General features: G+C 56.9%; 14 protein-coding genes. 7 read left to right on the top strand and 7 right to left on the bottom strand.

Annotated features, from left to right (window positions below; genetic code table 11):
- Positions 1-18: 18 nt before the first annotated feature.
- Entirely contained in the window at positions 19-942 is a 924-nt protein-coding gene (locus tag AC2FJC_RS13170) for a LysR substrate-binding domain-containing protein (RefSeq protein WP_058277183.1), read from the bottom strand.
- 237 nt (positions 943-1,179) lie between these two features.
- On the opposite strand from AC2FJC_RS13170, the gene AC2FJC_RS13165 reads away from it, so the two are divergent.
- The 6 genes from AC2FJC_RS13165 to AC2FJC_RS13140 all read left to right on the top strand — a co-directional run bounded on the left by AC2FJC_RS13165 (position 1,180) and on the right by AC2FJC_RS13140 (position 9,299).
- Positions 1,180-2,784 carry a fatty acid--CoA ligase gene (locus AC2FJC_RS13165; RefSeq protein WP_142638589.1) on the top strand — a complete coding sequence of 535 codons (1,605 nt, stop codon included), beginning with the start codon at positions 1,180-1,182 and terminating at the stop codon, positions 2,782-2,784.
- The gene (locus tag AC2FJC_RS13160) at positions 2,781-3,467 is read left to right on the top strand and encodes a dimethylsulfonioproprionate lyase family protein (protein WP_058277181.1); all 687 of its coding nucleotides are present in this window, start codon (positions 2,781-2,783) and stop codon (positions 3,465-3,467) included. Before AC2FJC_RS13165 ends, AC2FJC_RS13160 begins: the two co-directional genes overlap by 4 nt.
- A gap of 11 nt (positions 3,468-3,478) precedes the next feature.
- Entirely contained in the window at positions 3,479-5,599 is a 2,121-nt protein-coding gene (locus tag AC2FJC_RS13155; protein WP_496739839.1) for a 3-hydroxyacyl-CoA dehydrogenase NAD-binding domain-containing protein, read from the top strand.
- Positions 5,596-6,780 carry an acetyl-CoA C-acyltransferase gene (locus tag AC2FJC_RS13150; protein ID WP_496739838.1) on the top strand — a complete coding sequence of 395 codons (1,185 nt, stop codon included), beginning with the start codon at positions 5,596-5,598 and terminating at the stop codon, positions 6,778-6,780. Before AC2FJC_RS13155 ends, AC2FJC_RS13150 begins: the two co-directional genes overlap by 4 nt.
- Positions 6,781-6,908: 128 nt before the next feature.
- Complete coding sequence (locus AC2FJC_RS13145; RefSeq protein WP_170520204.1) at positions 6,909-7,928, top strand: AraC family transcriptional regulator; 1,020 nt, start codon at positions 6,909-6,911, stop codon at positions 7,926-7,928.
- A 192-nt stretch (positions 7,929-8,120) separates the two neighbouring features.
- A complete protein-coding gene (locus AC2FJC_RS13140) occupies positions 8,121-9,299 on the top strand; it encodes an acyl-CoA dehydrogenase family protein (protein WP_496739837.1) in 1,179 nt (392 codons plus the stop codon).
- A gap of 412 nt (positions 9,300-9,711) precedes the next feature.
- On the opposite strand, the gene AC2FJC_RS13135 is transcribed toward AC2FJC_RS13140, so the two are convergent.
- Together AC2FJC_RS13135 and AC2FJC_RS13130 are read right to left on the bottom strand one after the other, a co-directional pair.
- Positions 9,712-10,701 carry a methylenetetrahydrofolate reductase gene (locus AC2FJC_RS13135; RefSeq protein ID WP_496727384.1) on the bottom strand — a complete coding sequence of 330 codons (990 nt, stop codon included), beginning with the start codon at positions 10,699-10,701 and terminating at the stop codon, positions 9,712-9,714.
- Positions 10,698-11,279 (bottom strand): methylenetetrahydrofolate reductase C-terminal domain-containing protein, encoded by a 582-nt coding sequence (locus AC2FJC_RS13130; RefSeq protein ID WP_496739836.1) that lies wholly within the window; start codon positions 11,277-11,279, stop codon positions 10,698-10,700. Before AC2FJC_RS13130 ends, AC2FJC_RS13135 begins: the two co-directional genes overlap by 4 nt.
- Before the next feature lie 295 nt (positions 11,280-11,574).
- Between AC2FJC_RS13130 and AC2FJC_RS13125 the strand changes: the two genes are divergently transcribed.
- The gene (locus tag AC2FJC_RS13125) at positions 11,575-12,207 is read left to right on the top strand and encodes a tyrosine-type recombinase/integrase (RefSeq protein WP_299667805.1); all 633 of its coding nucleotides are present in this window, start codon (positions 11,575-11,577) and stop codon (positions 12,205-12,207) included.
- 217 nt (positions 12,208-12,424) lie between these two features.
- On the opposite strand, the gene AC2FJC_RS13120 is transcribed toward AC2FJC_RS13125, so the two are convergent.
- The 4 genes from AC2FJC_RS13120 to AC2FJC_RS13105 are packed head-to-tail and all read right to left on the bottom strand — an operon-like array spanning position 12,425 to position 15,546.
- Positions 12,425-13,237 (bottom strand): sulfite exporter TauE/SafE family protein, encoded by an 813-nt coding sequence (locus AC2FJC_RS13120; protein WP_496739835.1) that lies wholly within the window; start codon positions 13,235-13,237, stop codon positions 12,425-12,427.
- 29 nt (positions 13,238-13,266) lie between these two features.
- Positions 13,267-13,704, bottom strand: a complete 438-nt coding sequence (locus AC2FJC_RS13115; RefSeq protein ID WP_496739834.1) for a universal stress protein — start codon at positions 13,702-13,704, stop codon at positions 13,267-13,269.
- Between the two features lie 3 nt (positions 13,705-13,707).
- On the bottom strand, positions 13,708-15,015 hold the full coding sequence (locus AC2FJC_RS13110) for a TRAP transporter large permease (RefSeq protein ID WP_299667796.1): 1,308 nt from the start codon (positions 15,013-15,015) through the stop codon (positions 13,708-13,710).
- Positions 15,016-15,018: 3 nt separating this feature from the next.
- Positions 15,019-15,546 (bottom strand): TRAP transporter small permease, encoded by a 528-nt coding sequence (locus AC2FJC_RS13105; protein ID WP_299667793.1) that lies wholly within the window; start codon positions 15,544-15,546, stop codon positions 15,019-15,021.
- Between the last annotated feature and the right edge of the window lie 64 nt (positions 15,547-15,610).

Genomic DNA, 15,610 nt, shown 5'->3' with positions numbered 1-15,610 from the left:
AAGCTGGAATTCATCAGATCAGGCCCGAAATAGCCGCATGGTTGGGTCGGCTTCGATCTGTTCGAACAGCCAGTCAACAAACGTATCGAGCTTTGGGTTGGGTGCACGTTCTTTTTGCGTCGCCAGATACCAGCTGCCTGGCTCGGGCACCGAAATATCAAACGGTTTGACCAGGCGCTCCCTTTCAAGGTCACGCGTGCAAAACGGTGCTCTTGCGACGCTGATACCGTGATTTTTTAGAACAGCTTCACGGACCAGCGGGTAATTGTCGAAAACAGAGCCAAATTTCATCGTTTCGCGATCTAAGCCCGCCGCATCCAACCAGCAGTCCCAGTCATCCGGCTCATTCCATGTGTTTGGGACACTCAGCAACAGGAAATTTCTTAGCTCTTCCAGCGGCATTCCACCGCTTGCGGTTTTCAAGGCCTCCGGAGCACATACCGGGTAGATATCCGTTTCGAACAAGGGGCTATAGTCAAACCGTTTGTCAAATGGTGGCGCGTTGAACACGCCCACATCGAACCGGTGCATGTCATAATCACCGTCTTCAAAAGTAGAGACGATGCGCACGCGTGTGTCCGGATTATCCTGAAGAAAGTCTGCCAATCTGGGCTGTAACCACATTGTATTGAAACTTGCGTAGGACTGAACGAGCAACACGTCCGGTTCCTCAGGTGTCTGGATGCGCCGAGTGGCTTTGATGATTCCCTGAATGTGTTCGCGTATTGGCGGGTAATATTGCTCGCCAGCCGGTGTTAGCTCGACCGAACGGCTTGTGCGTTCCAGTAGTTTAACACCGATTGTTGTTTCTAATGCTTTGACCTGGTGGCTGACTGCCGCATGCGTCACACAAATCTCGTCAGCGGCCTTTCGGAAACTCTTGTGACGCGCCACCGCCTCAAAAGCGCGCAGTGAAACCAGCGTGGGCATGTGAGTGGTCATTGCTGCATCTCCTCGATGAAATCAATTCTGCTTACCCTCAAGCAGAGTTATCCGACGACGGGCGCGAACATAGCAGGGTATTGATACTCTTTTTCATAACCTGTCAGGGGGTAGCACGCAATTCGCGGTGCGATGTGATCGGTTAGAATTTCTTGATGAAAGGAAATTTCTTTCAATTCTTCCACGGGGTGAGAAATGCCAGATTAACAGATAGAGATGTTATGGGATTCCACCTTCATGCCACCACTTTCACCCTCGCCAAATGCATATGGCTATCCGTTGCTGATTAAACACTTGCTGGCCGGATCCCAGCTCGCGTCAGCCAGCCAAGAGATCGTCAGCGGCACCGAAATGCGGTTGAGCTATGCGGACTTGGGCAAACGCGTGCGCCAACTTGCCAATTCTTTAAAGGCGAGCGGGATACATGAGGGTATGCGCGTTGGTGTCATGGATTGGGATACGCACCGTTATCTTGAGTGTTTTTTCGCGATCCCGATGATGGGCGGGTCCCTTTTCACGATCAACGTGCGTCTGTCTCCTGCTCAGGTTCTTTATACGATCAACCATGGACAACCGGATCTGATCATCGTGCACCGCGATTTCATGCCGCTCATTGAGGGTATCAAATCGGGCTTTGATCGGGACATCACCATCGTGCCGATTGGAGACGGAGAAGGATATGAAGAGTGGATAGGCAAAGCCCCAGGCAGCTTTGACTTCCCGGACTTCGATGAAAACCAAACGGCAACCTTGTTTTATACAACCGGGACCACCGGCAATCCCAAGGGGGTGAGCTATTCACATCGGCAGTTGGTCCTTCACACATTGAGCTTGATCGCAGGTTTCGGCGCATGGCCCGGGAATGCCGGATTTCATCGCGGCGACGTCTACATGCCGCTGACGCCCTTGTTTCACGTCCACGGCTGGGGATTTCCATATGCCGCAACGATGCTGGGGCTGCGTCAGGTCTATCCCGGTCGATATGACCCTGACACAATCTTGCGATTGATTGCAGACGAAAACGTCACCTTTTCACACTGCGTGCCCACGGTTCTGTCAATGGTGCTCGACCATCCGGGCTGCCCACAAATTGACCTGGACAGATGGAAAGTGATCATTGGCGGGGCCGCTTTGCCGCGAGGCCTGCAGGACCGCGCCGCGGCGGCAGGCATATCCTTACATGCGGCCTATGGGATGTCCGAAACCTGTCCGTTTCTGACGGTGGCCGATTTGTCCAGCAATGACCCCGAGATGCAGGCGCAAACCGGCTTTCCCGGCCCTCTTGTCGACCTTCGTGTTGTGACACCGGATATGCAGGACGTCCCACATGACGGCGAAACAACCGGCGAAGTTGTTGCTCGGGCTCCCTGGTTGACACAAGGCTATCTGGATAATGCGCAAGCCTCGGATGAGCTTTGGGACGGTGGGTATCTGCATACCGGGGATGTTGGGTATATCCGCGAGAATGGATCGTTGCAGATTACTGACCGCCTCAAGGATGTGATTAAGACCGGCGGCGAATGGATATCCTCACTGGCACTGGAAAACATAGCATCGTCTTGCAGCGGCGTTGAGGACGTCGCAGCAATCGGGCTGCCGCACGCGAAATGGGGCGAAAGGCCAGTGTTGGTCGCTCAAGCCGCAAAGGATGCCGACCCGGATCTTGTGCGCTTGAGAGTCATGGAAGAAATCCAGTCGTGGGTTGACGCAGGCGAGATCTCAAAATGGGCAGTTCCAGACGAATTAATCTTTGTCGACCGCCTACCTAAAACCAGCGTCGGCAAGCTCGACAAGAAACTCGTGCGGCAAGATATTTCAACGCGCTCGGACCTAAAATCATGACAGACAAACAACGTCGTATTCAGGCGCTTATTCAATCGATTGTCACCTATCTGCAGGCTCACAGAGCTGCCACGCGCGGCGTTGATCTGACGTTGGACAAGCTGGCAGCCATGGATCTGTCCGATGAGAAGCTCATTGACTTACCTCCCCAAGGAACCCGGCATGATGAGGTTCTGAAGAACGCTGTCGCCGGGATTGCAGCCCCGGAATTGCAGGAAATCGCAGGCTGTCTGAAAGCGGCCAAGGATGATCTGATCTGGCGCGAAGACAACGCCCAATTCTATCCCCCCGGTGCCGATTTGGGAGAGGGATACACAAGGTGCAACCTGCATACTCTGCTGATCGGGCCGGATGCATGTGGATATCACCATCTCGATTTCAACCTTGGCATTTTCATGCTGGGACCAAGGACGCTGTATCGCGACCACAACCACGACGCGCCAGAACTGTACCTGAACCTTTCCGAGAAATCTGGTTGGCGGTTTGGCACCCGTGACTGGCAGGATTATCCGGCTGGATCACTTATCTGGAACGCGGCGGGCGATCCCCACGCCACCCGGGTCTATGACCAGCCATTCATCTCCGTCTTTGTCTGGCTCGAGAACGTGAATTCACCCTGCAATGTAATCCACTTCGACGATTGGGCAGAGATCGAACAAGATCTTGCCAAACAGTCCAATTGAGGTTTCCAAACATGATTTCCATTAAACATACCGAGGGTGTCGCTTTCATTGAGCTGAATGCCCCGCCAGTGAACGCTCTTGGTCTCAAGATGCGACTGGCGCTTTCCTCGGCCATCCACGAGTTGGACGCCGATGAACAGGTCAAAGCCATCGTTCTATGTTCGGCTCTGCCGCTCTTTTGCGGCGGCGCTGACATCGTCGAGTTCCGTACCGGGGCAGTTTGGGACAAGCCGGACTTGCCAGACCTGTGTGAAACGATTGAAACCAGCAAGAAACCCATTATCGTCGCGATAGCAGGTCCCGCGATGGGTGGTGCGCTGGAGATCGCGCTTGCCTGTGATTACCGTGTCGCCACGCCGGATGCCGTGATGGGCCTACCTGAGATCAAACTGGGGCTGCTGCCTGGTGCCGGAGGCACCCAGCGACTACCCCGGATTGCCGGGCTGGAAGCGGCAACGCAAATGATCCTCTCGGGTGATCCCGTGAAAGGCGAATATGCCCTGTCTTGTGGGCTGGTCGACGCACTATTTGAGAACGACCAGGATTTTCGCGCGCATGTTTTGGGTTTCGCCACCCGTGTCAGCCATGAGGGCGATCCGAAACGCGGTTGCATGGATATGACCGTCACACACCCTGATCCGAAGGGATATCTGACGGGTTTCCGAGACCAGATAGCGCACACGTCCAAAAACCTTGTCGCCCCTGAACGCTGCTTGGTATCCATCGAGGCCGCGTGCGAATTGCCGCTGGCCGAGGGGTTGGCACAAGAGAAGGCAGGTTTCGCTGAACTGCTCGACACACCTCAATCGCGCGCGGGGCGGCATCTGTTCTTCGCAGAGCGTGAATGCACCAAGGTTCCCGGCGTTACCCGTGCTGACCAACCACGTAGCATTTCATCGGTCGCCGTGATCGGTGCCGGAACGATGGGGCGCGGCATTGCCATCGCCTTTCTGCAGGCGGGATATCCGGTCACGCTTCTGGAAACCACACAAACTGCGCTGGAACAGGGGCTGGAAAAGGTCCGGGAGCATTTCCAACGTGCGGCTCAAAAAGGGCGGCTCAGTGCCGATCGGGCAGAGGCAATCGCCGCCAACGCCACCGGGACGCTCAGCTATGCAGACCTTGCGAAGGCTGACCTGATCATTGAAGCGGCGTTTGAAAGCATGAATGTCAAACACCAAATTTTCGCGAGCCTAGACCAGCACGCCAAACCTGGCGCGATACTGGCCTCAAACACATCGACATTGGATCTTGATGAAATCGCCGCGGTCACGTCCCGCCCGGAGGATGTGATTGGTCTCCATTTCTTCAGCCCGGCCAATGTCATGCGCTTGCTGGAGGTGGTGCGCGGCGCCAAGACCGCTCCCGATGTCATTGCAACGGCAATCACGGTCGCAAAGAAGATCCGGAAGCTCCCTGTCACGGTTGGCGTGTGCTACGGCTTTGTTGGAAACCGGATGCTGGAACCATACTTCCGCGAAGGATCTCGTCTGCTTCTTGAGGGGGTGACGCCGAAACAGGTGGATGACGTCCTTGAAGGCTTCGGCATGGCCATGGGCATTCATGCGATGGCAGATCTGGCCGGAGTCGATGTGGGCGCACGCGTGCGTCAGGAACGGCGTAGTGAAATCGCGCATGACCCGACATACCAGGCTGTGCAGGACAGGTTGTTTGAACTGGGCCGACTGGGTCAGAAAACCGGGCGTGGAAGCTATGTCTACGAGGGACGGACACGGGTCGAAGACCCTGAGATAGTTCAAATCAGTTCCGATCTGGCGGACCTGCATGGTGTGAAGCGCAGGGACATCGACGATCAGGAAATCCTTGAACGGTGTCTGTTTCCCCTGATCAACGAGGGCTTCTTGATCCTTGAAGAGGGCATTGCAACGCGCCCGGGTGATTGCGACCTGATCTGGACCAACGGCTATGGCTTTCCGAACTGGCGCGGCGGCCCAATGCACTATGCCGACGAGTTTGGATTAAGCCAGATTCTGGAACGCATGAACCACTATCGGCAGTCGCTTGGTGCCTATGGTGAGATGTGGTTCACGCCTGCGCCTTTGCTGGAAGAACTCGCAACCTCGGGCGTGACACTTACCGCGTATTTTGATGCCAAAAAGGAAAAATCATGAGAGAAGCCGTTGTCGTCTCAACCGCCCGAACCCCGATTGGGGTTGCCTTCAAGGGTGCGCTGAACAACATCAAATCCCCTACCATGATGGGGCACGCCATTCAGCACGCTGTTGAACGTGCAGGCGTGGACCCCGGTTCGATCGAAGATGTCGTCATCGGATCGGTCCTTACGGCGGGGACAGCAGGCATGAATGTCGCTCGTTTGTCGGCGCTGGCGGCGGGCCTTCCCAATACGGTGGCAGGACAGACGATCGACAGGCAATGTTCATCGGGATTGATGGCCATTGCGACGGCCGCAAAGCAGGTCATTGTGGATGGTCAGAATGTCTCGGTGGCAGGCGGGCAGGAAAATATTTCCATCCTGCAGAATGCCTATCTGAAATGGGCGGGCGATGAGAAAGATCCAAACGTTATCGCCCAATCTGAACATGCCTATATGCCGATGCTGATGACGGCGGAAAATGTGGCGCAGGTATATGGGATCAGTCGTGACGCCCAGGATGAATACGCTGCACTTTCCCAAGGTCGGACGGCCCGGGCTCAGGCCGCTGGCGCCTTTGATGACGAGATCGTTCCGATCACTGCGATAAAGCGGGTCAAGAACCGCGAAACCGGAGAGGAAACCCTGGAAGAAGTGACCTTGTCAAAAGACGAAGGCAACAGGCCGGGTACGACGGCCGAAACACTTGGCCAGCTGAACCCGGTTGTCGAAGGAGGACTGATCACTGCCGGAAACGCAAGCCAGCTTTCTGACGGGGCCTCGGCTTGTGTGCTCATGGAAGGCAAAATGGCTGAGCAACAGGGTCTCACACCGCTAGGTATCTATCGCGGCATGGCTGTTGCAGGAAACGCACCGGAAGAGATGGGGGTCGGCCCGATCTATGCCATTCCAAAGCTGCTTAAGAATGCAGGTCTTCGCATCGAAGACATCGGCCTTTGGGAGCTTAACGAAGCCTTTGCCTGCCAGGTTCTCTATTGCCGCGACCACCTTGGGATTGATCCCGAAATCTACAACGTGAACGGCGGTGCGATATCGATTGGCCACCCCTACGGCATGACAGGTGCGAGACAAGTCGGGCACGCTCTGCTTGAGGGGAGGCGTCGTGGCGTAAAATACGTGGTGACCTCCATGTGTGTTGGCGGAGGCATGGGGGCCGCAGCGTTGTTCGAAGTCGCCTGACCCCACTGAAATGAGTTCAAGCAGAGCGTTATCTGGTTGAGACATTGACATTCTGTCATCTGCGAAGGCCGCCATCTGCAAGCCTGCGTTTCATGTCGACCGGAATTGGTGATACCTCCTGAGGCGTTATGACCAATGTCACGCCAACGATCCTTTCCACGGTTTCCAGCCAGTTTGTCGATGACTGGCTGGCGGCGCTGCGTGCCCTGTGCCCAGAGGCGCAGATGGCGTCGCTGCTTAGCCGGTCCGGTCTGAACGCGGATACGCGCTCGCCGAATGGTCGCGTCACGCTGGATCAGATCGTTTGCCTCTATCAACTTGCCGCAGTTGAGACCGGTGATGAGATGATGGGGCTTTGGAGCAGACCCGTCCGGCCGAGGGCCCTACAACATCTTCTGACCACTGTCAGGGAAGCCACGTCTCTTGCATCGGCGCTCTACCGGTTTTCAACGTTCTGGAACTTGTTGCTGGATGATTATCAGTTTGATCTGGAGGACGCCGACAACGCGTTGGTGCTTACCCTGAAACCACAAGGCGAAGTGCCGCTTCAGCGGTTTGGACATATGCTGATCCTCAAACTTGCCCACGGGCTCATGTCTTGGCTGGCAGGGCACGAGGTTCCGGTCAGGGGCGTCGATTTCGCATTTGACCGCCCGGACTTTGATCAGGATTACGCGATCATCTTTCCCGCACCGCTACGGTTTGGCCAACCCGCCACCGCCATCGCGTTTGACCCGAATGCACTGGGTCCAGTGCAGACTCGAAGTACAGCTGATCTTGACCGGTTTTTGCAAAACGCGCCCCGGGACTGGATCTTCACCTCTTCGCGTGAACACACCCAATCGCTGCGGGTGCGCACTTATCTGGGCCAAACGGGATGGGACGCGGCGACCCTGACCCAGACAGCATCCGCAATGCACATGACCCCGCGCACCCTGATCCGCAGGTTGCAGTCGGATGGGACGTCGTTTCAGGCGATCAAGGATGCCCTGCGGCGCGACATCGCGATCCGCGATCTACAAGCGGGACGCAAAAGCGTTGAGGCCATCGCACATGATGTCGGCTTTTCCTCGGCTGCCAATTTCCACAGGGCCTTTCAACGCTGGACCGGCAGTACACCCAGCGCATATCGCAAATCACATACATAAGCGGCCATTTGTCACTTTTGGACAATTATCTGTCAGCACACGAGATAGAGCTTAACGGGCTGGCTCGCTAAGTCTTGCCGCAGAGAAGCATTTTCAGCTGAAGTTTCGCCTTCATAGCTCATCAGTCCGGCCATCCACGATTGCCGGGTTGTGGCGTCATCTGAGAACAATCGCCATTGAAAGGATCCATCAATGTCAGACAAACTCGCCACCATACTCCAGGCCGCACGCGACCACGCCGAGCAGGTCATCCTGCCCAATGTGGACGCCTGGAACGCCACGAAGACATGGCCCCGTGATGCGTCAGACAAGGCCGGGGCCGTTGGCCTGACGGGGCTCTACGCCCCCGAGGAGTTTGGCGGCCAGGGCTTGCCACTTTCAGAGGGCATTCAGGTCTACGAACAGCTGGGGCTCGGAGATGGCGCTTATGCCTTTGCCCTGTCGATGCATAACATCTGTACGTTCGCGGGCTGCGGCTATGGCACAGATGCCTTCAAGGAAAAATGGGCGCGAGACCTGACCTCTGGCCGCAAACTGGCGAACTTTGCACTGACCGAACCGCAATCCGGATCGGATGCCACAAACATGTATTCGCGGGCCGTGATCAATGACGACGGCACATGGACGATCAGCGGTGCGAAGGCATGGGTCAGCTTGGCCGGTGAGGCTGATGTCTATTTCACCGTGGTCAAAACCAGTGACGCACCCGGCCACAAGGATATGGCGATGATCGCCATTCCCGCCGACGCGCCGGGCCTCAGCTTTGGACCGCTCTATGATACCCCGTCCTACAGCTTCTTGCCTCTGGCCGAGATGTACATGGACAAGGTGGTGGTGAGCGAAGACAACATCATCCTGCCGATCGGTCAGGGCTTGCAAGGCTCGCTCATGGCGATCGATATCGCCCGTGTGTCGATTGCGTCAGGATGCTGTGGATTGATGCAAGCCGCATTGGATACGGCTCTGTCCTATTCCAAGAACCGCAAGATGTTTGGCGGCAAGAACCTCGATCTGGACGGAATCCAGTGGATGCTGGGTGAGGTTGCGACCGATCTTGAAGCCTCCAAGCTGCTTTATCGAAAGGCGGCAGAATCCCTTGGCACACCCGAAGGCCCTCTGATGGCCGCTCATGCCAAACGGTTTGTGCCAGATGCCGCAGTGAAGGTTGCGAACACCTGTACGCAAGTGTTGGGCGGTATGGGTCTGCTGCAGCCTTATGGTCTGGATCGTTTGTCCCGCCTCGCACAAATGCTGCGGATTGTGGACGGGACAACCGAAATCAGCCGTGTAGTTATCGGGCGGGCCCTGCAAAAACGAGCGGCAACCTTGCCTGATTTGCCAGTACCGAAAGGATTTGGTGAAACCGGCTGAACGTTCCACCCCCCGGTGAAGCGGAACCAACCTGAAAATCTCCTCACAGATCGGTAAAATCGAAAGATCGGCCGCACACGTGCGGCCGGTTACTCGAGATTGCAGACCTTGGTGCAAACGCAGCGAATTCACCCTTTGTCCGCAGACTGTGAGTTACCGTTCTACAGGATTTCGCACGCGCGACGAACGGCGGCTATGCGGGCTGCGACTGCAGCATCAAGACAAGCCGGTGGATGTCGGCTAAGGGCCGATGTCTCCTACGGGCCGATGGCTAGGTAGTGGAAGGCAGGGCAGGGGCTTATGCTGCGTCTGCAGCGAAAAGCAGCACGGTTAGAAGTCTGCCAATCGCTGCAAGTGGTCGGCTGTTCCGAAAGTTCAATGACGACAAGCAATGGTTATCCGACCAGACAGGTTAACCTTTCTTCCGCCTGCGCCGTCCTGCCAGAACACCCGATTCAAGGATGATGCTGGAGACAAGGTGTTCGCGCCGATAGGCCATAATATGCACGCCTGAGACGCCCACAATCTCGCGCAGTTGCTGGATCAGCTCGATGCATATTTTCTTGCCCTCATCCGAAGGGTTTTGCGCCACCTCCAACCGGTCGATGATGGCATCGGGGATGTGAATGCCCGGCACGTTGCTGCGCATCCACCGCGCCGCCTTGGCCGAGGCGAGAGGGCCGACCCCGGCGATGACAAACACGCGCTTGTCCATGCCGGCATCACGCACTCGCTCCATGAATGCCTCAAAGAGGGGAATGTCAAAAATATAGTTGGTCTGGATGAAATCGGCCCCGGCCTCGACCTTTTTGGTCAGGCGGTCCGCACGCCACTCATAAGGTGGGATGCACGGGTTTTCTGCCGCCCCGAGGAACAGCTGCGGTGGGCTGGACAGTTTTCGCCCCGACAGAAACACACCTTCGTCGCGCATTGTGCGCAGGGTGCGCAGCAGGTTGAGGCTATCAAAATCGAACACCGGTTTCGCGCCGGGCTGATCGCCCACGCCCACGCCATCGCCCGTCAAGCAAAGCACGTTGCTGACACCCAGCGCGGCTGCCCCTAAAACATCGCCCTGAATGGCGATGCGGTTCCGGTCGCGGCAGGAAATCTGGTAAACCGGGGAATAGCCCGCGCGGGTCAGCAGAGCACAAATGCCGATGGAGGACATATGGCAATTAGCCCCCGATGCGTCGGTGGCATTGATCGCATCCGCGACCTCTCCCAAGGGCTGGGCCGCATCAAAAACATCCGCCGCATTGGCGCTGTCGGGCGGGTTCAATTCAGCCGTCACGGCAAAGCGGCCCGAGCGCAAAACACGCTCAAGCCGACTGTGAGAGACATGACCCTCAGGCGGCTTGGCATAGGGCAGCAGGGTGTTTTCGATGGGTGAGGTATCGCTCATGTGCCGCGCCCCGAGGTCGTGGCCTTGGGTGGCTCGTCTGCCAGAGGAGCCGAGCTTGGTTCCTGCAATCGTGCCTCTGGAAAGGCGTCAGCAAGGGCCATGCGGGCCGCATCCCGTTTTTCGCGGTTCAGTGTCGCCATTTCGCGGCTTACGCGCAACCACGAGGAAGAGCCTTGCAGACTACGATCGACAGGTGGTAAAACCTCCCTGATCTTCGCGGCCCCGTCTTTCATGTGGCTGGCCCCGTCCCAGCCCAGCGCCCAAACGCACTTCATTTCAGGCTTCACCTCGCAATACCCTCCATGCCGCACCCCGCCACAGGGGCCATTGCGCAGCTGTTTGGGGCAGTTCATCGGACAGGACATGCCGGTTGAGGACAACACGCATTGGCCGCACATTTTGCAATCGAAAAGAAGTGTCTTCACTCCCTTTTCGATAAGGGCAATCGGGCGCTCGACACGGTTGTAGCCAATTTTTGCGATAAAGGGGTCCAGCGCCACCATGACCTGCTCGACACGCTTGTAGATCCATTCAAATGTGCGTGCGTGGCGGGTGGCAAAAAGTCGGACACGGTACATAGATTAGTTCCTTGTGGAGGCTTGACCTTAGCACGGGTCGACGACTTTCTATACGTAATGTAGCGCTTACATATCACTGCCGCCCAATCCCACCCGATGCAAGGCACACTGACCCGGTAACTGACATTGGTTCCGAGTGCAGCATTCGTTACTAAGGGCTCAGACCAGCCCAACGCACCCGCAGCATTTCCCGAAGAACAAGCAATCGGACAACGGCCATTCAAACCAACAGTAAAATTCGGGTGTCAGCGCGGTGCTGATGTCTGGGCCTAGTGGGAGGATTGGAGGGCCCAATATGCCAAAAGTCCAACTTCCCGCTGTAACCCCAAAACGAAGAGCCTGGAACAAGGGCCGGATAATCGGCCAGAAAAGGCCGCTGTTGCCGAAACAAGTGTGGGCAATCCGCGCGCGGCTGGAATTGGCCAGGAATTTGCGTGATCTCACGCTGTTCAACGTGGCGATTGATAGCAAGCTTCGCGGATGCGATTTGGTGAAACTGTCCGTCAGCGATTTGGTCAGAGATGATCGAGTTCGCGAGAGGGTGTCTGTGATCCAGAGCAAAACCCGGCGGCCCGTTCAGTTCGAACTCTCTGAAAACACGCGGGACACCATTGCCGCATGGATCAAGTCGCCGGAAATGATCGGCTGCCGTTTCATGTTTCCTAGCCGGTTTCATGACCGCCCACATATCTCAACCCGCCAATATGGCCGACTTGTGCGGGATTGGGTGGCTGCGATTGGGTTGGAACCCAGCGGCTACGGCACCCATTCGCTGCGCCGGACCAAGGCGGCGGAGATCTACCGCAAGACCGGAAATCTCCGGGCGGTTCAACTGTTGCTCGGACACACAAAGGTTGACAGCACTGTCAGATATCTTGGTGTCGAACTTGAAGATGCGCTGAACATCGCCGAGCAAATCGACATTTGAACCAAGTTGGCGGGCGGCACTTGCCGTTCGCCAATCCAGACCAGACCTAAGGTCGCAACGCGGCAGTGGTTCGGTTGAGCCCGGAACTGCAAAATGCTGCACCCAATGCTAATGTCAGTGATGCTGTAGATAGCAAACCTTGCAACACGCAAGTCTAATCTGTGACTTCCGCTCATGCCGAACGCCCAACGATCTCTGTAACGATGGGCTGATTTGGTTACGCGAAGACATCAGCCATCATTCGGGCGATGACAACCAGAAGAAAGATGCCGAATGTGATCTCCAGCTTCCGGGGAGACAGTTTATGCGCAAATCGTGCACCAAACGGTGCGGCCAGCATTGAAAACGGTATGACCAGTGCGGCACCCAACAGGTGCACATAACCCAATGTCCAGGGCGGCAGTGTTTCCAGCCCCCATCCGGCATAGACATAGCCAAGCGTTGCCGGGATCGCGATCAGTACGCCCAAGCCGGCGGACGTTGCTACGGCCTGATGGATTGACTGGCCAAAGCTGGTCATGAACAGATTATTCAGATTGCCGCCGCCGATCCCCATGAAGGTCGATAGAAATCCGATACCGAACCCTACGCCGTTGGTGACGGGACGGGGTGGCAGATGGTTGCTCAGTGTCCAGCTTGCGCGGTTGAACAGCATTTTGACCGCGATAAGAAGGGCAACGGCGGCAAAGATCACGCGCAGCACGTTGCCCGAAACCCCGCCGACAATCAGCGAAGCCATCACAACACCGAACGGCACCCAGAACACCCAAGCCTTTAGCAGTTCGGCATTGCCTGCGCCGTGACTGCGATGGGACCGATAGGATCGGATCGCGGTGGGGATGATGATTGCCAGGGACGTGCCCACCGCCATATGCGCGACGACATCAGGGTTCACATTCAGATAGGGAAACACGGTGATCAGGATCGGCACCAGAATGGCACCGCCGCCAATGCCGAACAATCCGGCCAGAAACCCTGCCAGGATACCGGCCAGACCGAGCCCTAGCGCAAGGATGAGAAACTCAGCCATTCAGATCATATCCACTTCGAACAGGTAATTTACGTCTTGCCTTTGTCGCGCACGACCAGGACCGAGCATTCGGCATGTCGTACGATCCGCGCTGCTTTGGGCCCCAGCAGGTAATCCTTTAGATCTGGGCTTTGCGAACCGACGACGATGAGGTCGGCCTCTATTTTTTCGGCAGCTTCCAGAACCTCGACATAGACATTGCCGCTGCGCAGGTGGAAATGCACATCTGTGCCCTTCGGCAGATCCTCAGCAAGCGCCTCCAGGGCCTTGTGGCTTTCGGCCCGGTGGGCGTCTTCGAACCCTTCGGGAATAAACTGTGCCAACGGGCTGAGTGCCTTTTGTTCCGGGACGACATGCATCAGGTGCAGGTGGGTGCCGGGTTTTACCAGATCACGGACCTCGGGGCGCAGCATGGCCCAGCAGTCTTTGTCCAAAAGGTCGATGGCGACCAGAATGTGTCGGGGCATCTGTTATCCTTTCGACGTCAGGTATTCGGGCAGCCACAGCGCGATTTGTGGGAACACGGTTAGCAGAATGACACCTACCACCATCAGCAGGAACATGGGCAGGGCTGAGCGTGCGATGAACCCCAGATCGCGTCCCGTCATGCTTTGCACGAGGAACAGGTTGAACCCGACGGGCGGGGTGATCATCGCCATCTCGGCGACCAGCACCACGAAGATGCCAAACCAGATCATATCGATCCCCGCGCCACGCACTAAAGGTTCAACCACGGCCATTGTCAGAACGATGGACGATATACCGTCAAGAAAGAACCCAAGCACCACATAGAACAGCGTCAGCGCCGCGATCAGCATCCAGGGGCTGAGGTTCATGCCGCCGATCCATTCAGCCAGAGCACGTGGCAAACCGGTGAACCCCATTGCCAGCGTCAAAAAGGCCGATCCGGCAACCAAAAGCATGATCATCGCCGTGGTTTTTGTGGCGCCCATCAACCCGTCGATAAATTTATCCCAGTTTAGCGACCCCTCGAGAATGGACAGCATCAACGCGCCAAGAACGCCCAGAACAGCGGCCTCGGTCGGAGAGGCGACACCGGCGTAGATCGACCCGATGACAATCAAGATCAGACCAACAACCGGGGCAAGTTGCAGAATGCCCCGACCCCGTTCAGACCAAGAGGCGCGGTCTTCGCGCAGGGCACGGCCAGCGGGGTTCAACATGCCCCAGATGATGATGTAGCCCATGAACAGAACCGCCAGCATCAGCCCGGGAAAAATCCCGGCCATGAACAGGCGTGTGATGGATTCCTGCGCTGTGACCCCATAGACAATCATGATGATTGAAGGCGGGATCAACAGGCCCAGCGTCGAGGCACCGGCCAGCGTGCCATAGGCCATATTGTCGGGATAGCCGCGCTTTTTCAGCTCGGGCACGGTGATCTTGCCAATGGTGGCCAGCGTGGCGGCAGACGAGCCTGAAATGGCGGCAAAGGTGGCGCAACCCACGATATTCACATGGATCAGCCCGCCCGGCAGATGACGCATCAGGGGTGATAACCCGTTGAATAACCCCTGGGATAATCGGGATCGGAACAGGATTTCGCCCATCCAGATAAACAGCGGCAGCGAGGCGAGCCCCCAAAGCGCCGAATGGCTCCAGACTGTGGTGGCCAGCGCGTCACCGACCGGGCGCGACGTAAACAGCGCCATTGCGATGAACCCGACCCCCATCAGGGCCAGCCCGATCCAGACGCCTAGGCTGAGCAAGCCCAAAAGGGCAACGACCATTAATATGGCAAGTGTTGTTTCGGTCATCGGTTATTCCCAGCTTTCGGATTTGTGCTCAGCCGCAAGACCCTGAAGGTCGCGCCGGATCAGCGCGCGTATGAGCGCCAGCACCAGTACAAATGCAAACAGACAGAACCCAAGGGCAAAGGGGGCTTGGGGGATCCAGATCAGAATTTCATCCGAGCCGTCGCTACGATCCTCATACAGCCAGGACGTATGGGCCATCCGCACCAGAAAATAGGCCAGGTATGTGGTCATCGCGGCCGAAAGCGCGAGCACCAGCACCTCAAGCACATAGCGTGGGCCCGAGGACAGCTGATCGATGATCATTTCCACCCGGATATGCCCGTGTTGACCAAATGTGTATGCCATGCCCATCGCCCCGGCAGAGGCCAGACAATAGGCTGCATAATCGGTCAGGCCAGGAACATAAATTCCAAGTGTGCGGCTTACGACGCTGGTGACGACAAGGCCGGTCAGAATGATGATCGCCGCGGCGGCCAGCGCGCCGCACAGGCGGCTGATGACATCAATGCTGCGTCCGATAAGGTCTTGCATGTTTCCTCCGGCCCTAAGGGCAGGGCAGCCGGGGCAGCCCTGCCAATTGGTGTTGAAATTGCCT

The sequence above is a fragment of the Ruegeria sp. CDSB117 genome, from assembly GCF_059611005.1.
The sequence above is the reverse complement of the archived record's forward strand: the minus strand, read 5'-3'. Positions and strand labels throughout refer to the sequence as shown.